Source organism: Streptomyces sp. NPDC058457 (assembly GCF_042720695.1).
Lineage (GTDB): Bacteria > Actinomycetota > Actinomycetes > Streptomycetales > Streptomycetaceae > Streptomyces.
Map to the genome: position 1 here is coordinate 54,509 of NZ_JBHXLU010000051.1, position 20,941 is coordinate 75,449.

General features: G+C 70.2%; 22 protein-coding genes. 7 read left to right on the forward strand and 15 right to left on the reverse strand.

Annotation, left to right across the window (positions count from 1 at the left end; genetic code table 11):
* Positions 1–13 precede the first annotated feature (13 nt).
* The 4 genes from ACFWPS_RS32545 to ACFWPS_RS32560 all read left to right on the forward strand — a co-directional run bounded on the left by ACFWPS_RS32545 (position 14) and on the right by ACFWPS_RS32560 (position 3,763).
* Positions 14–715, forward strand: coding sequence for a TetR/AcrR family transcriptional regulator (locus tag ACFWPS_RS32545; RefSeq protein ID WP_383711510.1), 702 nt, complete (start codon positions 14–16; stop codon positions 713–715).
* Positions 716–784: 69 nt separating this feature from the next.
* A complete protein-coding gene (locus ACFWPS_RS32550) occupies positions 785–1,189 on the forward strand; it encodes a nuclear transport factor 2 family protein (protein WP_383711513.1) in 405 nt (134 codons plus the stop codon).
* Between the two features lie 794 nt (positions 1,190–1,983).
* Positions 1,984–2,784 carry a hypothetical protein gene (locus ACFWPS_RS32555; RefSeq protein WP_383711516.1) on the forward strand — a complete coding sequence of 267 codons (801 nt, stop codon included), beginning with the start codon at positions 1,984–1,986 and terminating at the stop codon, positions 2,782–2,784.
* Positions 2,738–3,763 (forward strand): hypothetical protein, encoded by a 1,026-nt coding sequence (locus tag ACFWPS_RS32560; protein ID WP_383711519.1) that lies wholly within the window; start codon positions 2,738–2,740, stop codon positions 3,761–3,763. The genes ACFWPS_RS32555 and ACFWPS_RS32560 overlap by 47 nt, the downstream gene beginning before the upstream one ends.
* Here ACFWPS_RS32560 and ACFWPS_RS32565 read toward each other — a convergent pair.
* Positions 3,714–4,898 (reverse strand): cytochrome P450, encoded by a 1,185-nt coding sequence (locus ACFWPS_RS32565; protein ID WP_383711521.1) that lies wholly within the window; start codon positions 4,896–4,898, stop codon positions 3,714–3,716. The genes ACFWPS_RS32560 and ACFWPS_RS32565 overlap by 50 nt on opposite strands.
* 282 nt (positions 4,899–5,180) lie before the next feature.
* On the opposite strand from ACFWPS_RS32565, the gene ACFWPS_RS32570 reads away from it, so the two are divergent.
* From ACFWPS_RS32570 to ACFWPS_RS32580, 3 genes are read left to right on the forward strand one after another with little or no spacing between them, the layout of a single operon-like run.
* Positions 5,181–6,101 (forward strand): dioxygenase, encoded by a 921-nt coding sequence (locus ACFWPS_RS32570; RefSeq protein ID WP_383711523.1) that lies wholly within the window; start codon positions 5,181–5,183, stop codon positions 6,099–6,101.
* Positions 6,102–6,120: 19 nt separating this feature from the next.
* Complete coding sequence (gene hpaH / locus ACFWPS_RS32575; RefSeq protein WP_383711525.1) at positions 6,121–6,903, forward strand: 2-oxo-hept-4-ene-1,7-dioate hydratase; 783 nt, start codon at positions 6,121–6,123, stop codon at positions 6,901–6,903.
* Complete coding sequence (locus ACFWPS_RS32580; protein WP_383711528.1) at positions 6,900–7,769, forward strand: aldolase/citrate lyase family protein; 870 nt, start codon at positions 6,900–6,902, stop codon at positions 7,767–7,769. The genes hpaH and ACFWPS_RS32580 overlap by 4 nt, the downstream gene beginning before the upstream one ends.
* 175 nt (positions 7,770–7,944) lie before the next feature.
* Here the strand turns inward: ACFWPS_RS32580 and ACFWPS_RS32585 are convergent, their stop codons facing one another.
* The 14 genes from ACFWPS_RS32585 to ACFWPS_RS32650 form a co-directional block, all read right to left on the reverse strand.
* On the reverse strand, positions 7,945–8,337 hold the full coding sequence (locus tag ACFWPS_RS32585) for a hypothetical protein (protein ID WP_383711531.1): 393 nt from the start codon (positions 8,335–8,337) through the stop codon (positions 7,945–7,947).
* Positions 8,338–8,749: 412 nt separating this feature from the next.
* A complete protein-coding gene (locus tag ACFWPS_RS32590; RefSeq protein ID WP_383711534.1) occupies positions 8,750–9,769 on the reverse strand; it encodes a dihydrodipicolinate synthase family protein in 1,020 nt (339 codons plus the stop codon).
* A 21-nt stretch (positions 9,770–9,790) separates the two neighbouring features.
* Positions 9,791–11,290, reverse strand: coding sequence for an NAD-dependent succinate-semialdehyde dehydrogenase (locus tag ACFWPS_RS32595; protein ID WP_383711536.1), 1,500 nt, complete (start codon positions 11,288–11,290; stop codon positions 9,791–9,793).
* A gap of 8 nt (positions 11,291–11,298) precedes the next feature.
* Complete coding sequence (locus tag ACFWPS_RS32600; RefSeq protein ID WP_383711539.1) at positions 11,299–12,279, reverse strand: ornithine cyclodeaminase family protein; 981 nt, start codon at positions 12,277–12,279, stop codon at positions 11,299–11,301.
* Positions 12,280–12,323: 44 nt separating this feature from the next.
* Entirely contained in the window at positions 12,324–12,974 is a 651-nt protein-coding gene (locus ACFWPS_RS32605) for a CoA transferase subunit B (RefSeq protein WP_383711541.1), read from the reverse strand.
* Positions 12,974–13,756: a CoA transferase subunit A gene (locus tag ACFWPS_RS32610; protein WP_383711544.1), complete on the reverse strand. Its 783-nt coding sequence runs from the start codon at positions 13,754–13,756 to the stop codon at positions 12,974–12,976. The genes ACFWPS_RS32605 and ACFWPS_RS32610 overlap by 1 nt, the downstream gene beginning before the upstream one ends.
* 14 nt (positions 13,757–13,770) lie before the next feature.
* Positions 13,771–13,947 (reverse strand): hypothetical protein, encoded by a 177-nt coding sequence (locus tag ACFWPS_RS32615; protein WP_383711547.1) that lies wholly within the window; start codon positions 13,945–13,947, stop codon positions 13,771–13,773.
* Positions 13,944–14,699: an SDR family NAD(P)-dependent oxidoreductase gene (locus tag ACFWPS_RS32620; RefSeq protein ID WP_383711549.1), complete on the reverse strand. Its 756-nt coding sequence runs from the start codon at positions 14,697–14,699 to the stop codon at positions 13,944–13,946. Before ACFWPS_RS32620 ends, ACFWPS_RS32615 begins: the two co-directional genes overlap by 4 nt.
* The gene (locus ACFWPS_RS32625) at positions 14,696–15,655 is read right to left on the reverse strand and encodes a fumarylacetoacetate hydrolase family protein (RefSeq protein WP_383711551.1); all 960 of its coding nucleotides are present in this window, start codon (positions 15,653–15,655) and stop codon (positions 14,696–14,698) included. The genes ACFWPS_RS32620 and ACFWPS_RS32625 overlap by 4 nt, the downstream gene beginning before the upstream one ends.
* A gap of 113 nt (positions 15,656–15,768) precedes the next feature.
* A complete protein-coding gene (locus ACFWPS_RS32630) occupies positions 15,769–16,707 on the reverse strand; it encodes a VOC family protein (protein WP_383711554.1) in 939 nt (312 codons plus the stop codon).
* A gap of 12 nt (positions 16,708–16,719) precedes the next feature.
* Positions 16,720–17,727 carry an amidohydrolase family protein gene (locus ACFWPS_RS32635; RefSeq protein WP_383711556.1) on the reverse strand — a complete coding sequence of 336 codons (1,008 nt, stop codon included), beginning with the start codon at positions 17,725–17,727 and terminating at the stop codon, positions 16,720–16,722.
* The gene (locus tag ACFWPS_RS32640) at positions 17,724–18,854 is read right to left on the reverse strand and encodes an FAD-dependent oxidoreductase (RefSeq protein ID WP_383711586.1); all 1,131 of its coding nucleotides are present in this window, start codon (positions 18,852–18,854) and stop codon (positions 17,724–17,726) included. The genes ACFWPS_RS32635 and ACFWPS_RS32640 overlap by 4 nt, the downstream gene beginning before the upstream one ends.
* A gap of 65 nt (positions 18,855–18,919) precedes the next feature.
* Positions 18,920–19,876: a cyclase family protein gene (locus ACFWPS_RS32645; protein ID WP_383711559.1), complete on the reverse strand. Its 957-nt coding sequence runs from the start codon at positions 19,874–19,876 to the stop codon at positions 18,920–18,922.
* Positions 19,873–20,865, reverse strand: a complete 993-nt coding sequence (locus tag ACFWPS_RS32650) for a fumarylacetoacetate hydrolase family protein (protein WP_383711561.1) — start codon at positions 20,863–20,865, stop codon at positions 19,873–19,875. Before ACFWPS_RS32650 ends, ACFWPS_RS32645 begins: the two co-directional genes overlap by 4 nt.
* Positions 20,866–20,941 lie beyond the last annotated feature (76 nt).

The following is a 20,941-nucleotide window of genomic DNA, read 5'->3' on the forward strand; positions in this document are numbered from 1 at the left end:
CAAGGAAGCGACGATGACAGCACTGGCCGAACACGACTCCGCCACGGCGGCCCGGATTCTCGTCACGACCAGGAAACTGGTCCTCAAGCGTGGCGTCAAAGGGCTGACCGTTGCCGAGATCGCGGAGAAGGCACACGTCGGCAAGGGCACGGTGTACCTGTACTGGGGCACCAAGCACGACCTTCTGTTCGGGCTGTTCGCCAGGGACTTCCTGACGTTCCTGGAGGGTGAGATCGAAACGCTGCGCGCGGACCCCACCATCTGCCGTCCGCATGTGCTCTTGCCGCAGATCGCCCGCAACGCCGTGAGCTACCCGTTCGTGCGCGCGATGCAGACCGGCGACGACGACCTGTTGGGCGTTCTCGCCCAGCATCCGCGCAGCGTGGAACTGCTCGACCTGTTGGGCCCCACAGCGCTGATGTACACGGTCCTGCCGGTGTGGCGCGAGCACCGACTGGTACGGACCGACTGGCCCCTCGATGAACAGGCCTACGCCCTGCAAGCACTCATGACCGGCTTCCTCTGCGCCGTCACCGGGCCGCAGGCCCCGAGCGTCGTCACCGTCGACGACCCCCACCGGGTCATGGCCGCCACGGTGACGGCCCTGCTCGGCCCCGAGGAAGCCGGCCCGGCCGAGACCCGCGCAGCCGCCGAGGAAGGCCTGCGTCTGCTGCGCGAGCGACGCGACGCCGTGCTCGCCCTGATCGCCACCTGACCCGAGAGAACACACAGTCCAGAACCGGAGCGTTTCCGGTTCGAGTTGAGAGACGACGGAGGCAACAACATGACCGAAACGACCGGGATAACCCCCGTGAAGGACACCGTCATCGACCGCTACATCAGTATCTACGACCGTACGGCGTACGAGCCCGAGGCCCTGAAGGAGCTTGAGTCGATCTTCGCACCGGACGCCACCGTCGAGCTCGCCGACGGCATGCCACCGGCGACCGGTCTGCCCGCGATCATGGCGGTGTATGAGCACCTGGCCAAGGGCATGGCCGACAGCAAGCACTTCTGGACCGTCACGGAGCTCGACGACGGCAGGCTGGAGTGCCACTGGATCCAGGCCGCCCGCGGGACCGACGGCCGCCTCATCGGACAGAGCGGCATCGAGCAGGCCACCGTCAACGCCGACGGGCAGATCACCCACCTGGTCAACCGGTTCGTACCGGTCGTCGGCTGGGTCTGAGAAGAGTTCCGGTTTCTCCGACTCCGAGTGGGTCCGCGTGAACTCCCGTTCCCGACGGCAGAGATGGGCATGACTCGTCCGCCGGTGAGCGGAGATTCACGCGGGCCCACGCCCCCGAGCACCCGCCGTCCACCCATGGGAGGGTGCCACCCCGCGGGGCGTGGTCGGATGGTGCGGGAACCGGACCGGCCGCCGTGGCCACAAGGCGCGCGTGAACCACCGGATCCTCTCCCGGGCCGCGGTGATCGCCACCGGCATCAGCGGGGACGCGGCCGCGAAATCCCGGGCGTGCTGGCCGGTGACAGCGTGACCGATGCATTCCGGAGGGAGCTCCCGCGCCGTTCGGCACGAGTTGATTCACCCCCCCCGTTGCCCAACATTCACCCACGTCTGCCATACCTCGGTGCCCGCAACACGCGGGAGCCTTTCGGCACCACCGATGAAAGGCAGACGATGCGGAAGAAGTTCAGGCGTCTCAGAGCCCGCCTGGCCCTGTTGGTCTCCGCCGTGGTGATTCTCGGGTCCACTGGCATGGACGGCATAGCGGCCGCCGAACCGACGGTGACGCAGAGAGAGGTGTCTTCGACGGCGTCCTCACCGCCGATGCACCCGAAGGCACGACGATCGGCTGGTCCTCGGCGCTCTCCGCGAACGGGCGCCGGGCGGTCCTGGACGCACCCACCGCCGACGACCTGAACGGAGCCGTCTACGTCTACGACAGGACACGCACCGGCTGGGCGCAGCCGACGGTCCTCGACGTTCCCGGCACGCGGTACCAGAAGCTCGGGTTCTCGGTGGCCATCTCGGACGACGGCCGGACGATCGTGGCCGGTGCGCCGTTCCAACAGGGCGGCCGGGCCTACGTGTTCGCACTCACGCGGACAGCCGGATGGCAGCTCAGCGCCACCCTCACCGTGCCCGGGCTCACGGTCGACGACTTCGGAGGCTCCGTCTCGATATCCGGTGACGGCACGACCATCGCCATCGCCGACCAGTTCGATGACGCGAGGCGAGGCTCGGCCTTCGTCTCCGCGAAGGTCGACGGCGGCTGGCCCAACCCCACCCAGATCGCCGGCACCGACTCCGCGCCCAACGACCTCTTCGGGTCCGCGATCTCCCTCTCGTCCGGCGGCTCACGACTCGCGGTAGGCGCCAAGGGCCGGTCCAAGTATGACGGTGCCGTCCACACCTTCGACCGGGACGGTGGCGCATGGTCCCCGACCGCCGAGCTCACCTGCGCCGACGGTGTGCCGGCTGAGCGGTTCGGCAACGGTGTGGCCCTCGCGGGTGACGGGAAAGCGCTGATCGCCAGCGCGCCCTATCACGGCCACGGTCTCGCCTACGCCTACCGTCTCCGGGGCGACGGCTGGACCACGGGCGAGACCCTCCAGCCGACCCAGAAGTCCGACTACCCCAGTGACGCCGTCTCCGTGGCCGCGTCGTGCGACGGTTCCGCGCTGATGGTCGGACTCCCGGCCCGCAACACGCTGCAGGGCGCCGCCCAGGTCTTCGAACGGTCGGGAGCACTACGCCCCGAAGGCGGTGCTGGTGCCTTCGGAGTACGCGGGATGGATGGTGCTGGCCGGAGCCGGTAATTCCGTCTCGCTGTCCACCGACGGCCGCACCGCGCTGCTGGGCGCGCCCACGGTCTCGTACAACTATCCCGCCGGTGCCGGTTACGTCTACGACCTCGCGCGTCCCTCGGGCTTTCTCGCCCCGGTCGGTACCCGGTCCTCCTCCCGGGCCGCTGTCTCCCCGCACACGCCGGGCGCTCAGGAGCTGCTCGACCTCTCGGACACCCGGCACCTGGCGAGGTCCGCGACGGCTGGACGGGACCATCCGATCCTGGACCGCTCTCGTCAGGCGGCGTCGGTCTGCGGTGACGTGGTGGTGGACGGCATCGCCTGCGGGGTGAAGATAGCCGCCGACCAGTCCCAGCAGCCACTGGTCACCGCCGACTACGAGGACGGCCTCTCGGCGCCCCAGTTGCAGACAGCGTACGGGCTCACGGGCGCGTCCCGGGCGACGACAGCCGCGGTCGTCGATGCCTACGCGAATCCGGACGCGGTGGCGTCGCTCAACATCTACCGCAGTCGGTTCGGTCTCGGACCGGCCGACATCACCCAGGTGAACCAGGACGGCGGCTCCACACTGCTGGAGGCCAACGTGAACTGGGGCGTCGAGGAGATGCTCGACCTCGAGATGGTCTCGGCCGCCTGCCCGGACTGCAAGATCCTCTACGCCGGCGCCGACTCCGCGAGCTTCGACGACCTGGGGACCGCCGTGAACACCGCGGTCCGTCCCGGAGCCAAGGTCGTCTCCAACTCCTATGGCGGCGACGAGTCCGCCGACGCCCTGTACGCATCGAATCCAGGCGCTGGTCGCCGTCCTCCTCCACCAGGTCGGCGGAGGTGGTGGACGTCTGCGGCAGCCCTCCGGTGCGCGCATCGGCGGAAGCCTCTCGGCCTCGGACGGAGCACAGGATCGGAGGAAGGCCGCCCCAGCAACTTCTCCGCACAGTACTTCAGGACCAGCGCAGACGAAGCGGCAGAGACTGCAGATGCCTCACGTTGAGGCCGGGCTGGTAGTCGAGCTGCTCCGCTGGAATCGCCAACTCGAAGCGTGGCACCGTGCCCAGCAGCACCTCCAGAGCCGTGCGTGCCTCGACACGGGCGAGGGCATGCCCCAGGCACGTGTGCTCTCCCCGGCCGAACGCGAGGTGCGCGTGGGGCGAGACACGGTCCAGGTCGATCTCATCGGGCCGTTCGGCCAGCTTCGCGTCACGATTGCCAGCTCCGAAACTCACCAGGAGGCGAGCGCCGGCCGGAATCGGGGTGCCGCCGAGCTCGGTGTCACGGGTCGCGGTCCGGTACAGCCCCTGAACCGGTGATTCCAGGCGCAGCAACTCCTCCAGGAACGTGGCCAGCCGCGACGGGTCCTGCCGCAACTGGTCGGCCAGCAGCGGATCCTCGGCCAGCAGCCTGGCGCCGCTGCTGATGGCATCGGCGGTCGTCACATTGCCGGCGAACAGCAGCTCGAGGACGAACCGGGTGGCGTCCTCCGCGCCGAGCCCGGATGCCGCGATCGTATGGAGAATGGTGGTCTCCTCCTCGACGCCTGCCGCCGCCTCCAGTGCCGGCGTCAGAAGCGCGCCGAACTCCTCGCAGGCCCGTATGAAGCCTTGCAGGTCGGGTGAGTAGGTGAGGAAGGCGAGCACCTTCTCCGAGAGCCGCCGCATCTCGGCGGTGTCCGCTTCCGGTACGCCCAGCACCGTGGCGATGACAGCGATGGGCAGCTTGACGGCGAAGTCGGCCACGAAATCGACCTCGTCGCGCCCGCGCAGCCCCTCGATCAGCTCCGTGGACATCGCCCGGATCTGCGGCTCGAAGGGTGCGATCCGGCGGGACGTGAACGCCCTGGCCGCCAGGCGACGGCGCCCGGTGTGTTCCGGTGGATCACTGGTGATCAGATAGAACCCCGTCCTCGTCGGCTCGTTCCCCGGCTCGATCGGCGGGAGTCCGAGCGCGTCGAGAGAGGAGAACGTCTCGACATCACGCAGCACCGCGTCGATGTCGTCGGCCCGAGTGACCATGAAGGCGTTGGCCTCCTCGACGAAGGCCACACCTTGTTCTCGCATTCGGTCATAGAGCGGGTAAGGGCAGCACGAGGCCTCGGGCCCGACGTGGGCAGTACTGTCGTGGCTGGACATGGCTTCCTCCCTGTCCGTGCGGCGGCTCGCCGACATTCCGAGCCTGGGCGCGCGAACCCGAGGCCCGTGGAAAGTCCTGACCGGCCATGCTGCATGGACTCGGCTTGAGAGACCACAGCAGTGACCGTTGAACGAACACCGTCTGCGGAGCTTCGTACAGGTCGCGGCGCCTCGTTGTTCACTGGATGAACAGTGGCGTTGCGCGGGCCGGACGGCCTTCGGATACTCGCGTGGCAGTGCTTGCCGCGAGTCGGCGGCCGGCCGTCACCAGGGGACACCGACGTGATCATCCAAGACGAAGAGCAGCTCACCGCAGCGGTACTTGCCGAGACGGAGCGGGCCGGCGACCCGCGCGTCAAGGAGATCGTCCAGGCTCTGGTGCGGCACCTGCACGACTTCGCCCGCGAAGTACGGCTGACCGAGAAGGAGTTCGATGCCTCTCTCGACATCGTGACGAGGCTGGGGCGGCTCACCACGTCCAGTCACAACGAAGTCAGGCTGATGGCGGGCTCGCTGGGTTTGTCGACGCTGGTCTCCCTGATGAACAACGGCACCGAGGACGATCCGACCTCGGCGAACCTGCTCGGCCCGTTCTGGCGCCAGGGCAGTCCGAGGATGGACAACGGCGAGTCGATCGTCCGCTCGCCCACCGAGGGACCGCCGCTGTTCTTCTCCGGCCGGATCGTCGACACCGAGGGGAACGCGGTCGCCGGCGCTGAAGTCGACGTCTGGCATGCGTCACCGGCCGGCCTCTACGAGAACCAGGATCCCGAGCAGGCCGAGTGGAATCTCCGCGGGAAGTTCTTCAGCGACGCGGAAGGGGTCTTCGCCTTCCGCAGTATCAAGCCTTCCGGTTACCCGATACCCACGGACGGGCCCGTGGGCGATCTCCTGGCCGCGCTGAAGCGCCATCCCTTCCGGCCGGCCCATCTCCATGCGCTGATCTACAAACCGGGTTACAAGACCATCGCCTCCCAGCTCTACAGCCACGACGACCCCATTCTGGAGACCGACGCGCAGTTCGGCGTCGTACAGCGCCTCATCGGTACCTATGAGCGCCACGAGAACGAGCCGGCGCCGGACCCGGACGTGACCGAGCCCTGGTACAGCCTCGAGTTCACCTTCGTCGTCGAGCCGGGTGAGGCATGGCTGCCGACCCCGCCCGTGTCGGCCCAAGCGCGACACAAGCCGGACAGCGCGTGACGCGACCGAGAGGAACCCAGTGATCACCGAAGCAGAACGTCGCGCGGCCGCGGCTGCCCTCATACAGGCCGACCGCGATCGGCGACCGATCACCCAGCTCAGCCACACCTATCCCGATCTCGAGATCGTCGACGCCTATGCCATCCAGCAACTCTGGGCGGCGGAGCGTGTGGCGGCAGGCGCCCGGCTCGTCGGACACAAGATCGGACTGACGTCCCGCGCCATGCAGATGGCCTCGCAGATGACGGAGCCCGACTACGGCTTCCTCACCGACGACATGGTCGTGGGCGACGGCGCCACTCTCGACGCGGACCGCTACACGAAGCCCAGACTGGAGGTCGAGCTCGCGTTCGTGCTCGGCGCGGACCTGCACGGGCCGAACCTACGCGTCCACGACGTCCTACGGGCGACGGAGTACGTCGTCCCCGCCCTCGAGGTCATCGACTACCGCACCGAGGTGCCGCGTTCGATCACCGACACCATCGCGGACAACGCCGCCGCCGCGGCCATGGTCGTCGGCGGTCGCGTCGTACGCCCGATGGACGTCGACATCCGGTGGGTGGCCGCCACGCTGTCGAAGAACGGGGTGATCGAGGAGTCCGGCGTCTCGGCCGCCGTCATGGGACACCCGGCGGCAGGCATCGCCTGGCTCGGGAACAAGCTCGCCGCGGTCGGCCGGTACCTCGAAGCCGGTCAGCTGCTGCTGTCGGGCTCGTTCACCCGACCCGTCTCGGTCGAACCGAACACCGTCATCCACGCCGACTACGGCCCCTTGGGCTCGATCGGGGTGGCGTTCCGGTGACCACGCCCCACCCGCCGACAGGCGCGCCGCAGCCCGCGCCGGGCCGGTGGCCGCTGCCGCCGAACGCGTTCAAGGCGGCGCTTTCCCGGGGCGAGCAGCTGATCGGCATGTGGTGCTCGCTGGCCGACCCGTACCCGGCCGAGATCATCGCCGGCGCTGGCTTCGACTGGCTGCTCCTCGACACCGAGCACTCGCACGCCGATGTCGCGACCGTGCTCTCACAACTCCAGGCGGTCGCCCCATATCCCTGCTCGCCAGTGGTGCGTCCCCCGGTCAACGATCCCGTCGTGATCAAGCGGCTCCTGGACGTAGGCGCGCAGTCGCTGCTGATACCGCAGGTCGAGTCGGCCGAGGAAGCGCGCGCCGCGGTCGCCGCCACCCGCTACGCCCCCCTGGGCGTCCGCGGTGTGGCCGCACTGACCAGGGCCACCCGGTTCGGTCGGGTCAAGGACTACGCCGAGCTGGCACACACCGAACTGTGCGTCCTCGTGCAGGTCGAATCGCGGCACGCCATCGAGCAGATCGAGGCAATCGCGTCCGTCGACGGCGTGGACGGGATCTTCATCGGCCCCAGCGACCTGGCCGCCAGTCTCGGTCACCCCGGAGACCCGAACGCGCCGAGCGTCATCGCGGCGGTGGAGGAGGCAATCGGACGCGTGCGCGCGACGGACAGACCGGCCGGCGTGCTGACGACCAACCCCACGTTCGCGCGACGGTGCATCGACCTCGGGACCACGTTCACCGCGGTCGGTGTGGACGTGGGCCTGCTGGCACGCGGCGCCGACGCCCTCTCCCGGAGCTTCACGCGGCAGATCCCGGAGACTGCCGCTCCACCCGCCGCGAACCAGTCCCCGGAGGGCCGCTGACACCGGAGCAGGAGCGCCACCCGCTGCCCTCCGGAGCCGCTGCGCGCCCGGCCGACGGGATTCGACGCCGCAGGTGCGAACGAGACCCGCCGCCCGTACGGCTGACTCGCCGTCCCCTTCGCCCTCGCCGACACCGCCCGCGGATGGTGGCTCCGCCCTCGTGGCCGGCGAGCGGTCAGGCCACCTTTTCCCAGGTGCCCTGACCGTCGAGGTAGAAGTCCTCTCCGACCATCAGACCGTCGCGGAACGGGATGACGATGGCCTGCCTCGCCGTGAGCACGAACACGTCGTCGGCCGTTCCCCCGTCCGGCAGGGGCACGCCCGCCTCGGCCAGCGCCGTACCAGGCAGCCGAAGTCGCGTGTAGCCGTCCCAGGCGATGGCGTCGTCGCTGACGAAGAAGTGCTCGACCTCGACTTCGAGGCTGTCCATCGCCAGCATGCCGTTGGCCATGTTCTCCAGGTAGTTCGCGCGCACCGTGTCCCTGTCGGCGACCCGCCCGCCCCGCTGCTCGATCGCGACGGGGTCGCCGTAGCAGTGGTAGACGCAGTCCTCCACCGGTGTTGCCATGGTCCGGCGTGAGCCAGGGCGACCGGCAGAGACTCTCGGAAATTCTTCCGCGCTGCCCGGAGTTGGAGGCTGTCACCGGACATGTCCGATCCTTCGCTGTCACGATGGCCGCCCACAGCGCGGACCGACTGCCCCAGTGGATCGCCGACGCCCGCACGGACGAGAGCCACGGACTGCGGAACTTCGCCGACGGCCTCCTGAAGTGAGGGACATCGAGGTCCTGAAGGGACAGATGGCGGGTCGTGGACATCCCCGCTCCGTAAGCGAGTTCCTCTCGTTGCCACAGACCGCCGACAACACAGAGTCACACAGGCGGTGCGCCGCGAGAAGCGCTCCACCGGGCGCAACCGTAACGAGGAGTGGTCGCTGCTGACCGCCACGGCCGGCGACCTGGACCTGAAGAACCCGCGTCTCAAGCCGGGTTGCGGCCGATGAAGAACTCGCGGAACGGGTCCGTGCTCGGTTCGAGACCGGCGTCGACGAGGCCCTTGCGCAGGGCGTTCATCTGGGCGTCGTGAATGCGCTGGGTGGGCATGCGCAGGGGGCCTCCGTTGTAGCCCTGGAGCCAGCCCTGGAACTTCCATGCCTGGCGGTTGATGAACGCGCCGCCGTGCAGGGCCGGGGCGAGCCCCGACTTGATCTTGCGGGCCGGGTGGAGCTGCCAGTAGATCTCGGCGGCGTCGTCGTACTTGCCCTCCCGCAGCAGCTGGAAGACCCGCGGGATCATCGGACCGTAGTACTCGTGGTCGCTGGTCGCGGAGAACTGGATCGGCATGATCTGCGACAGCGGGATCAGCTCGCCCTCGATGGGCATCGAGATGACGACCTCGTCACCGAAGAGCCGGTGGCACTCGATGACGCTCTGGATGCTGGGGAAGCCACCCTCGGCCTTGATGGCGACGATGTTGGGGCAGTCGTCGATGAGCCGCCGGATCAGGCGTACGGGGATGTCGGAGGGGTGGATACGCGGGCTGAAGCCCCACAGGTACATCGGGAAGAGCATGACGCCGAGGTTCGTCGCGTCGCAGACGGCCTTGGTGTAGTCGTAGATCTCCTGCTCGGTCTCGGGGTAGAAGTTCGGCGGGTACGACAGCAGCACCAACTCGGCGCCCGCCTCCTCCGCGCCCTTCACGGCCTCGATGTTCTGCTCCAGGTCGCCCCAGCTGGCGTGGTGGGTGAGCAGCAGCCGGTCGCCCGCCTCGTCCTTGATGATGCGCAGGAAGTCCAGGTACTCGGGAAGCTGGATGGAGACCTCCGAGACGCCGAGGGTGCCCATGAAGCCGTGCTCGACGGCGAGGCGGGTGTCGTGGCGGATCGCCTTCTCGTTGATCGCCTTCAGGTCGGCGGTGAAGGACGGGATGGTGCAGTTGACGACGCCGACGAGGTTCTCGCGTGCCCAGTCACGGGCTTCGGCGCGGGTGTAGCGGGCCATGCTGTGCTCCTCGGGTGTGATTCAGACGGATTCGGGGGCCGCAGCGGCGGCGGGGGACCTCGCGCCTTCCCAGGCGAGGTACTTGAGCTCCAGGAACTCCTCAAGGCCGTAGACCGAGCCCTCGCGGCCGAGACCGGACTGCTTGACCCCGCCGAAGGGGGCGGTCTCGTTGGAGATCAGGCCGGTGTTGATGCCGACCATGCCCGCCTCCAGGGCGGCGGCGACACGCCAGACGCGTTCGGCGTCCTTTGTGAACAGGTAGGCGGCGAGGCCGAATTCGGTGTCGTTGGCCATGCGGACGGCGTCGCTCTCGTCGGTGAACCGCACCAGCGGGGTCACCGGGCCGAAGGTCTCCTCGCGGGTGACGGCCATCCCGGCGGTGACACCGGTCAGCACGGTCGGCTCGTAGAAGAGGCCGCCCCGCGCGTGGCGCCTGCCGCCGTGCAGGACCACGGCCCCGTGGGCGACGGCGTCGGCGACATGGGACTCCACCTTCACCACCGCGTCCTCGTCGATGAGCGGGCCCTGCTGGACGCCCTCCTCGAAACCGTCGCCGACGGCGAGGGCGGCGACCCGTTCGGCGAGCCGCTCCGCGAACGCGTCGTGGATCCCGTCCTGGACGTAGACACGGTTGGCGCTGATGCACGCCTGACCGGTGTTGCGGTACTTGGTGGCGATCAGGCCCTCGACCGCCTCGTCGAGATCGGCGTCGTCGAAGACGAGGACGGGCGCGTTGCCGCCCAGCTCCATCGACGCCTTCTTCACCGTCCGCGCCGTCTGGGCCAGCAGCAGCCGGCCGACCTCCGTGGAGCCGGTGAAGGTGATCTTGCGGACCAGTGGGTTGCCGGTCAGCTCGGGGCCGATCTCGCGCGGATCACCGGTGACCACGTTGAACACGCCCGACGGGATGCCCGCCCGTTCGGCGAGTTCGGCGAGTGCCAGGGCGGTCAGAGGGGTCTGCTCGGCGGGCTTGAGGACCATCGTGCAGCCCGCGGCGAGCGCGGGCCCCGCTTTGCGGGTGATCATCGCGGCGGGGAAGTTCCACGGGGTGATCGCCGCGCACACCCCGACCGGCTCCTTCAGGACGACGATTCTGCGCGAGGCCTCCGGCGCCTCCATCACATCACCCCGGATGCGCTTGGCCTCCTCGGCGAACCATTCCAGGAACGACGCCGCGTAAGCGACCTCGCCGACGGCCTCCGCGTACGGCTTGCCCTCCTCCAGGACGATCAGCCGCGCCAGGTCCTGCGCGTGCTCGGTGACCAGGTCGAACCACCGCCGCAGCAGCCGGGACCGCTCCTTGGCCGGGCGGGACCGCCAGGCCGGGAGCGCGCGGTGGGCCGCGTCGATCGCGGCGGCCGTGCGCGCCCGGTCGAGGAGCGGCACCTCGGCCAGCAGGTCGCCGGTGGACGGGTTGTGCACGGCGAGGGTGGCGTCGGTGGTGATCCAGGTGCCGTCGACGTATGCGGCGGTCCTCAGCAGGGACGGGTCGTCGAGTTCTCGGCGCACGGCGTCGCTCATGGTGCTGCTCACTTCGATATGGGGGAGATGGTGACGGGCAGTTCGGTGCCCAGGGACAGTTCGGCGGCCCGCCGGGCGCACATCGCGGCGACGGCGAGGTCCTGCGCCGCCGAACCGACGGACTTGTAGATCACGACCGCGTCCGGATCGTCCGCCGGCCGGCCGGGCGCGCGGCCGGAGACGACGTCGGCGAGCGGGACCACCCGGCCCGTGAGGTCGACGCCCGCCTTCCGTGCCGCGATCAGGTCTCCCGTGTCCTCGGCGACCTCGTCGGCCATGTCGGCGACGATCACCGTGGCGTGGGCCAGCACCTCGGTCGCCAGTTCGCGCTGTTCGGGGAGGGTGGACCCGATCGACACGACGGTGACGCCGGCCGGCACCTCCCGCAGGGTCGGCTGCTCGTCCCGGGAGCGGGCCGCGCAGATCACCAGACCGGCATCGGCGACGGCCGCCCCGGGGCTCTCCGCGGTGGCGAGCGGCAGCCCCAGATCGGCGAGTTCCCGGGTGAACCGGTCGCGGCTGGCCGGGTTGGGGCTGAACACCGTGACAGAGGACAGCGTGCGGACCGCCGCCAGGGCACGGACGTGGTTCTGCGCCTCGAAGCCGGAGCCGATCACCCCGACGCGCAGGGGGCCGGCGGGGGCCAGCAGGTCGGCGGCGAGCGCCGAGGTGGCGGCGGTACGGAAGCCGGTGACGGAGTTCCCGTCCAGGAGCGCCGTCAGCTCCATGCTCTCCTGGTCGAACAGTGAGATCAGATACGAGGCGCGCCGGTGCCGGGGTGAGGCGGCGATCAGCTTGGCCCCCATGGGGCTGCCGTCGCCCGGCACACCGCTGAGCGTGCGCAGCCACAGGCCGTCTCCGCGGGCCATCGCGCGGGGCGGGAAGCGAGCCCCGTCGGGCGGTGCGGCGTAGGCGTCCCGCAGTGCCGTGATGGCGGCGGCCCAGTCGAAGGCGGCTCTGACGTCGGCGTCGGTGAGGAAGAGGGTCATCTCGGGGCTCCCTGCGGCGGGAAGGGGCGGGCAAGGGGAGGGGATCAGCAGGCGGCCGTACGGGCGTCGGTGTGCAGCGGCGCGCCGGTGCGGGCGCGGATGTCCTCGACGGTGACCCCGGGGGCCGTCTCGACGAGCGCGAGGCCGTCCGGCGTGACGTCCAGGACGCCGAGGTCGGTGATGACCCGGTGCACGCACCGCTCGCCGGTCAGCGGCAGGGTGCACTCCCGGACGATCTTGGGGGTGCCGTCCTTGGCGGTGTGATCCGTCAGGACGATGACGCGCCGGGCACCGTGGACGAGGTCCATGGCGCCACCCATGCCCTTGACCATCTTCCCGGGGATCATCCAGTTGGCCAGATCACCGGCGGCAGACACCTGCATGGCGCCCAGGACGGCGGTGTCGATGTGCCCGCCGCGGATCATCCCGAAGGACAGCGCCGAGTCGAAGAAGCTCGCGCCGGGCAGGACGGTGACGGTTTCCTTGCCGGCGTTGATGAGGTCGGGGTCGACCTCGTCCTCGGTGGGGTAGGGCCCGGTGCCGAGGATGCCGTTCTCGGAGTGCAGGACGACGTGCACGTTGGCCGGCAGATGACCGGGGATCAGGGTCGGCAGGCCGATGCCGAGGTTGACGTAGGAGCCGTCGGTGAGTTCGGCGGCGGCACGGGCGGCCATCTGGTCGCGGGTCCAGGGCATCAGGAACGTACCGTCCTCTTCTCGATTTCCTTGTCGGCGGCCTCTTCGGCGGTGAGCGCGACGACCCGCTGGACGTAGACGCCGGGCAGGTGGACCTCGTCGGGAGCCAGCTCGCCCGGCTCGACCAGTTCCTCCACCTCGGCGACGGTGATCCGGCCGGCCATGGCGGCGAGGGGGTTGAAGTTCGCGGCGGCCCCGCGGAAGCGGAGGTTGCCGTGCCGGTCACCGCGCCAGGCCCGCACGAGGGCGAAGTCGGTGGTGATGCCGTGCTCCAGGACATGCGTACGGCCGTGGAAGTCGCGGGTCTCCTTGGGCGGGGAGGCGAGAGCGACCGAGCCTCCCCCAGACGACGTCCGGGAGGTGCCCCCAGCCGCGTACCGCCAGGGAAGTCCGCCCTGGGCGACCTGGGTGCCGACGCCCGCCGGGGTGTAGAAGGCGGGGATGCCCGCGCCGCCCGCGCGCAGCCGCTCGGCGAGGGTGCCCTGCGGAACCAGTTCCACCTCCAGCTCGCCGGACAGGTACTGGCGGGCGAACTCCTTGTTCTCGCCGACGTAGGAGCCGGTCACCCGGGCGATGCGGCCCGCGGCCAGGAGAACGCCGAGACCGCGGCCGTCGACTCCGCAGTTGTTGGAGACGACCTCCAGACCGCCCGCGCCCTGCGCGTACAGAGCCCGGACGAGGACTTCGGGTACGCCACTGAGCCCGAAGCCACCCACGGCCAACGAAGAGCCGTCCGGAATATCGGCGACGGCCTCGGCGGCGCCGCCCTGGACTTTGTTCACGTGCGGAGGTCCTTTCAAGTGGTGATGCCGCGCACCGGGTTCGGCTCGGTGCGCGGGGCGGGCACGAAGTCGTCGTACGGCTGACCGTCGGTCGCCCCGAAGCGGACGGCGCCTGCGCCGGCGTATCCGGTGCCCACGTCACCGAACGCGGCGACGGCCTGCCCGTGCCGCCCGGGACCGGGCCGCCTCACGCGGCGCCTCCCGGCAGCAGCGCGTCCGAGACGGACTTGACGCCGCCGTGGGCGGTCATACCGCCGTCCACGGGGATCTCGGCGCCCGTGATGAAGGACGCCTCGTCCGACAGCAGGAAGACCACGAGCGGGGCCACCTCGTCGACGCTCCCGGTGCGGCCGAGCGGGGTCTCGCGGATGTTGGAATCGCGGAAGACGGGGGCCGCCGAGGCTGTCATCCCGGTCTCGATGAAGCCCGGGTGGATCGTGTTGACGCGGATGCCGCGTGGGCCGAGTTCCAGCGCGGCCGTCCTCGACAGGCCACGCAGCGCCCACTTGCTGGACGTGTAGGCGACCGGGTAGTGGGCGGTGAGGGCGGCCGAGGAGCCGACGTTGACGACGGCGGAGCCGGGCGGCATCAGCGGGGTGAGGTGCTGGATGCCGAGCAGGGGGCCGATGACGTTGACCGCGTGGACGCGGGCCATGTCCTCGGGCCGGACCTCACCGACGCGTGCGCGCCAGGTGACGCCCGCGTTGTTGACCAGTCCATGCACCTGACCGTACGACTCCCGCAGTTCGGCGGCGAGTTCGGCCCACTGCCGCTCGTCGGTGACGTCGAGGCGGCGGCACCCCTCGGCGGGTTCGACGTCGGTGGCGATGACACGGGCGCCCTCGCGGGTCAGGGCCTCGGCCTCGGCGGCACCCTGGCCCCGGGCCGCTCCGGTCACCACCACGACCTTGCCCAGCAGACGCTCGGGGTGGAAGTCGCTCATGGCCGCTCCCGGGAGCGACGCCGGCCTGCAGGGAGCGGTACGGGTTCGGAGCCGGGGGCGACGGTGTTGGTGAGGCTGCCGATGCCCTCGACGGTGAGGGTGACGGTGTCGCCGGGCTTGAGCGGCGGCGGGGTCCGCTCCCCGCGTACGCCCCACAGTTCGGCGAGACAGCCGCCGTTGCCGCAGGTGCCCGAGCCCAGGACGTCACCTGGGACGACCCGGGTGCCCCGGGAGGCGTAGGCGACCATCTCCTCGAAGGTCCAGCTCATGTTGGACAGCAGGTCCGTGCCGACGACCTCCCCGTTGACCTCGGCGGTCAGCGCCAGGCGCAGAAAGCCGTCGGCCTCGCGGTACGGCTCCAGTTCGTCGGCGGTGACCAGGTACGGGCCGAGGGTGGTGGCGGTGTCCTTGCCCTTGCAGGGGCCGAGACCGACCTTCATCTCGGCGGACTGGAGGTCGCGCGCCGACCAGTCGTTGAAGACCGTGTAGCCGAGAATGTGCTCACGGGCCTGCTCGGGGGTGAGATCGCGGCCCTCGCGGCCGATGACGGCGGCGACCTCCAGTTCGAAGTCCAGGACCTGGGACCCCGGGGGCACGGGAATGTCTTCGTACGGCCCGAACACGGCGTGGGGGTTGGTGAAGTAGAAGGTCGGCGCGGTGTACCAGGCGTCCGGAACCCCGCTCGCCCCGTCGACCGAGCGGCGTACGCCCTCGACGTGTTCCTCGAAGGTGACGAAGTCCCGTACGGAGGCAGGCTGGAGCGGCGGCAACAGCCGCACCTGGGAGACATGCGGTCCGGCTGGGGCGTCGAGGGCCGTGGCCCCCGCCTCCGGGAGCGCGTCGGCCGCGATCAGCTCGGTGAGGGTGCGCTCGCCGGGGACCGGGTGGAGGCGGCCGTCCTCGCCGACGACGGCGACCTGGCGCCGGTGGCGGTGCTCGTACGCGGCGAAACGCATGTGCGGCTCCAGACTCGGGATTGCGGGGTTCTCGGGGGATGGGGGGCCGGGGGCGCGGATGCCGGGTCAGGGCAGGGACAGGGCCGACGCGCCCCCGGAGTGCGGGGTGGGGATCAGACCGGCGGGGCGACGAACACCCCGCGGTCGACGTCGTTGAACGACTCCTTGGCGACGAGTTCGTTCATGGGGTTGGCAGTGCCCCACTGGTCGGAGACCTCGGGCTGGGAGAAGTCGTAGACATGGGGGTGCCAGGTGTCCTCGTCGAGGATCTCCAGCTCGGTCGTGTACTCGACGGTGTTGCCGTGCGGGTCGAGGAAGTAGGTGAAGGTGTTGTCGCCGGCCGTGTGCCGGCCGGGTCCCCAGACCTTGTGGGCGCCGGAGCGGATCACCCGGCCGGAGCCGCGCATGTACTCGTCTATGCCGCGCATCTCGAAGGAGACGTGGTGCAGGGCGGTATGCGGGCCCTGCGCGATCGCCATGGAGTGGTGCTGGTTGGAGATCCGCATGAAGTGCATGACCTCGCCCATGTGCGGCGATTGGAGGGTGTCGGTGAGCCGGAAGCCCAGGTGGCGCTCGTACCACTCTCGGGTGAGGTTCAGATCGGGGGAGTTGAGGACGACGTGCGACAGCTTGACCGGGATGGACTCCTTCTCCTCGATCCTGCGGTGCTGCCGGGCGGCGACGTCGGCGGAGACCTCGATGGTGCGGCCGTCGACGTCGAAGAAGCGGAAGCCGTAGCCGCCGCCGGGGGTGTCGACCTTCCCCGGCTGCGAGATCAACTGGACGCCGTCGGCGAGGAACCGCTCGGCGAGGGTGTCCACGTCGGCCGCCGAGGCGGCGCCGTACGAGACGAGATCGAGGCGCTTCTCCTCGGCCCTGCGCAGCCGTACGACGTACTGCTCGGGGGAGCCCTCGGCGGCCAGGAAGGAGATGCCGGAGTCCTCGGCGACCTTGGTCAGGCCCCAGACGCCGGAGTAGAAGTCGAGTTGTTTGTCGTAGTCGGGCACGGCGAGGTCGACGTGGCGCAGATGGGTGAGCAGGCGGTCGCTCATGGGGGTTCCCTTTCAGGCGAGGTCGAGCAGGGCGGCGGCGTTGCCGCTCCGCACCGCGTGGAAGTCGGCTTCGGACAGACGGGCGGCGCGCAGTGCCCCGACGGGGTCCTCGGTGCCCATGTCGAAGGGGAAGTCGGAGCCGAGCAGGACCCGGTCGGCGCCCACGACGCGGATCAACTCCCGCAGCACGTGCGGGTCGTGGACCAGGGAGTCGAAGTGGAGCCGCTTGAGGTAGCTGCTGGGCAGATGGGCGCAGTCCGGGCCCGCGTCGGAGCGGGCGGACCAGGCGTGGTCGGCGCGGCCGATGTGGGTGGGGAGATAGCCGCCGCCGTGCGCCGCGATCAGCTTCAGGTCCGGGTGGCGGTCCAGGACCCCGGAGAAGATGAGGTGGGACAGCGCGACGGCGTTCTCGGTGGGCTGGCCGACGGTGTTGGACAGGTACCACCGGTCGAGCCGCTCGTCGAGCGTGCAGCCGAACGGGTGCAGGAAGAGAATCGCCCCGGTCTCCTCGGCCCGCCGCCACAAGGGCTCGTACGCCGGGTCCGACAGCTCGCGGCCCGGGGCGTGACTGGAGATCTCCAGGCCCAACAGCCGCTGTTCCAGGGCGTGTTCGAGTGCTGGGACGGCCAGGCTGGGGTGGTGCAAGGGGACCAGGCCGAGCCCCTTGAGCCGGTCCGGAGCGGCCGAACAGTGCGCCGCCGTCGCCTCGTTGGCCAGTCGGCAGAGGTTTTTGGCGGTCGTCTCGTCCGTCCAGTGGTGGTAGTGCGACGGGGACGGGCTGACCAGCTGTATGTCGACGCCCTGGGCGTCCATCGCGGCCAGCCGCACTCCGGCGTCGGTGAGCCGGGGTATCCGCCGGCGCACCATGGGCCCGTTGACGGCGAGCGCGGCCGGTCCGTTGCGGCGGGCGTCGAGCGCCCTCGCCTCGGCCAGGCCCGGCAGACCGTCCACCAGCGCCTCGACCTCGGGCAGGAGGACATGGGCGTGCACATCGACCGTGGGACGGGGGCGGCTGGTCACGGCAGCTCCCTGAGCATGGTCGCCATACGGTGGACCAGGCCTGGCACATCGGCGTCGCGCACCCCGTCGAGCTGCCACTGCCCGATCTGCACGGAGGCCTCCACCACCGCGCGCACCCGCCGGATCCGGCGCTCGTAGTACTTCAGCAGCAGCTGGTCGTCCCACGTGTCGGTGCCGGTGAGCAGCTCGGCGAGGACGAGCGCGTCCTCCAGGGACATCGCGGCGCCCTGGGCGATGGTGGGTGGGCAGCAGTGGGCCGCGTCGCCGATCAGCACGACCCGGCCGCGATGCCAGGAGCCCTCCACCAGCATCCGGTCGAACCACGTGTAGTTGACCTTCGCCGGATCGTCGATGTGCTCGACGATCTCCGTCCAGTGGCCGCCGTACCCCTTCAGAAGACGGCGCATCTCGTCGGCGTGGCTCTCGGGGGGCAGGGACGCACGGTCGCGGTTGGCCTCGACGACATAGGCGTAGATGGTGTTCCGGCTGGTGGGGCAGTAGCCGACGATGTAGGCGTTGCCGCCGTAGGTGAGGTCGGTGCGCTCCAGGCCCTCGGGACGAGGAGCAGCGATGCGCCAGATTGCCATGCCGGTCGGCACCGGACGGTCGGGGATGCCGATCGCGGCCCGGGTGGTCGACCCCATGCCGTCCGCCGCGATCACCAGGTCGTAGCGGCCCTCGCTGCCGTCGGTGAAGCGCACCCGTACGCCGTCGGTGTCCTGGTCGAGGGTCTCGACGCGGACACCGAGGCGCACCGAGGCACCGCTCGCCCGGACGGCGTCGATGAGGATCCGCTGCAACTGGGGGCGCTGCATGCCCATGGTGGCGGGCAGGTCGTCTCCACCGGTGCGGATGTCCTCGGCGACATGCAGGACGGTGCCGTCCGGCGCGGTGATGCCGAGCGATCCGAATCCGAATCCGGACGCCCGCACCTGCTCCCACACGCCCAGTTCACGCAGGACCCGCAGGGCGTTGCCCTGCACGGTGATGCCGGAACCCGCGGTGGCGTTCCAGTCCTCCCTTCCCTCGATGAGGTCCACGGTCAGTCCGGCCCGGCGCAGCAGGATCGTGACGGCGTTGCCGGCCGATCCGCCGCCGACGACCAGGACGGTACGGGGTGATCTCAGGGATGTGCTCTGGGGTGTGTTCATGGGGGAACTCCTGCGTTCCTCTGGTAGCGCGATGCGCTGGGCTACTTGACGGCGATGGGGTTGACCGGGGAGCCGACGGCGCCGGTGATGGGCAGGGGAGCGGCGGTGAGCCAGAACTCGTACACCCCGTCCTCGGCGCAGTCCGCGGCGAGCGCGTCGAGATCCCACATCTCGCCGATCAGCAGGCCCGTGTTGGGGATGACGACCTGGTGCAGGGGCTGGAAGGCGTGCTCGAACTCGTTGGGCCGTACCTCGAAGCCCCAGGTGTCGGTGGCGATCGCGGCGATCTCGGTGCGGTGCAGCCAGCCGGCCGTGGTGAACGACAGGCCGGGCGCGGGCCCGCCCGCGTAGTCGCCCCAGCCGTCGCGCCGGGCGCGGGCGAGCTGTCCGGTGCGGACGAGGACGATGTCACCGCGGCCCACGGCCACCCCGTGCGCCTGTGCGGTCGCGGTCAGATGCTCCTCGGTGATGGCGAACCCGTCGGCCAACTCGCCGTCGAAGCCAAGGACTTGGCCGACGTCGAGGAGTACACCGCGTCCCGCCACGTACGGCGCCATGTGCTCGATGCCGGTGACGAGGTCGCCGTCGGAGGTGACGACCTTCTCGGCCGCCCGCCCGTTCCACGCTTTGCCGTGGTCGAAGATGTGCCCGAGCCCGTCCCACTGCGTGGAGCACTGCAACGGCATCGCGATCACGTCGTCGGCGCCACCGATGCCGTGCGGGAAGCCCTGGTTGCCGAGCGCCGCGTCGGTGCCGGTGTCCAGCATGGTGTGCACGGGGTTGGTGCGCCGGCGCCAGCCCTTCTGCGGCCCGTTCATGTCGAACCGCTGCGACAACGAGAAGCTCGCACCCCGCCGGACGAGCGCCGCGCCCTCGCGCCGCTTGGCCGCGTCGAGGAAGTTCAGCGTGCCGAGCACATCGTCCTCGCCCCAACGCCCCCAGTTGGAGTACGCCTTGGCGGCCTCGGCGATCGCGCCCTCGGGGTCGTCCCGGTTCACTCGGACTCCCCGGCACATCGGGTGCGCTGCGTGCCGAGGCCGGTGATGGACGCCTCCATCACGTCGCCGTCGCACAGCAGCCGTCCCCAGTGGATGCCGTTGCCCGCCGGACTGCCGGTCAACACCAGGTCGCCGGGCAGGAGCCGGGCGGTCTGCGAGATGTACGACACCAGCCGCGCGACCCCGAACAGCATGTCCTTGGTGAACTCGTCCTGCATGGTCTCACCGTTGAGCTTCAGCGTGACCCGCAGATCACCCGGGTCGGCGACCGATCCGGCCGGCACGATCCAGGGCCCGAGTGGGGTGAAGCCGGGGGCGTTCTTGGAGCGCAGCCAGTCGGTCCCGATGGCCTTCATGTCCCGGCGGAAGACGCCGGCCCGGTCGGTGAGGTCGTTGGCGATCGCGTACCCGGCGACATGCTCCAGGGCCTCCTCGACGGACACCCGATGAGCGGTCCTGCCGATGACGGCCGCCAACTCCAGTTCCCAGTCAGGCTGTTCGGCCCAACCGGGGAGGACGACATCGTCGTAGGGGCCGGTGATCGCGCTCGGCAGACCGATGAAGACGTACGGCAGGTCCTCCGCCGCCCGCCGGTCCATCACCGCGGCGATCTCCGCACGCGCCTCCTCGACCGACCGGGGGTCGTCGGGCGAGCGGTGGGCGACCTCCAGGTCGATCACGTGCTGCCGGTAGTTGGCCCCGGACTGGAAGATCTGCCGGGGCTCGATCGGCGCGTGCACCCGCAGACCCTCCAGGGGCTGCCAGGCGGCCGTGTCGTCCCCGGCAAGGGCGTGCAGGCGAGGCAGTGTCCCGGCCCAGTCCTCCAGGAGCGCGCGGGTGGTCGGCTGCCGCTCACCGAGGACGGCGCGCAGGTCGAGGGCGCGGCCGTCCGGTGTGACGAGAGCGGGAAACGGGACCCCGTCAGAGGCCGAGAGAGTACCGAGGGCGAAAGGTCCGGTGAAAGGGACGGACGCGGCTGCGGGTTTCACGAACGTGTCCTCCTGATTGCGACAGGACTAATCTGGCCGCAGCCTTAGAGATAAGGGAAATCGATTATCTGGATGA

Bases quoted from the DNA above. Each gene is read 5' to 3' on its own strand.
- ACFWPS_RS32545 (WP_383711510.1), top strand. From the start codon at position 14: ATGACAGCACTGGCCGAACACGACTCCGCCACGGCGGCCCGGATTCTC.
- ACFWPS_RS32550 (WP_383711513.1), top strand. From the start codon at position 785: ATGACCGAAACGACCGGGATAACCCCCGTGAAGGACACCGTCATCGAC.
- ACFWPS_RS32565 (WP_383711521.1), bottom strand. From the start codon at position 4,898: ATGTCCAGCCACGACAGTACTGCCCACGTCGGGCCCGAGGCCTCGTGC.
- ACFWPS_RS32585 (WP_383711531.1), bottom strand. From the start codon at position 8,337: ATGGCAACACCGGTGGAGGACTGCGTCTACCACTGCTACGGCGACCCC.
- ACFWPS_RS32590 (WP_383711534.1), bottom strand. From the start codon at position 9,769: ATGGCCCGCTACACCCGCGCCGAAGCCCGTGACTGGGCACGCGAGAAC.
- ACFWPS_RS32595 (WP_383711536.1), bottom strand. From the start codon at position 11,290: ATGAGCGACGCCGTGCGCCGAGAACTCGACGACCCGTCCCTGCTGAGG.
- ACFWPS_RS32600 (WP_383711539.1), bottom strand. From the start codon at position 12,279: ATGACCCTCTTCCTCACCGACGCCGACGTCAGAGCCGCCTTCGACTGG.
- ACFWPS_RS32605 (WP_383711541.1), bottom strand. From the start codon at position 12,974: ATGCCCTGGACCCGCGACCAGATGGCCGCCCGTGCCGCCGCCGAACTC.
- ACFWPS_RS32620 (WP_383711549.1), bottom strand. From the start codon at position 14,699: ATGAGCGACTTCCACCCCGAGCGTCTGCTGGGCAAGGTCGTGGTGGTG.
- ACFWPS_RS32625 (WP_383711551.1), bottom strand. From the start codon at position 15,655: ATGCGTTTCGCCGCGTACGAGCACCGCCACCGGCGCCAGGTCGCCGTC.
- ACFWPS_RS32630 (WP_383711554.1), bottom strand. From the start codon at position 16,707: ATGAGCGACCGCCTGCTCACCCATCTGCGCCACGTCGACCTCGCCGTG.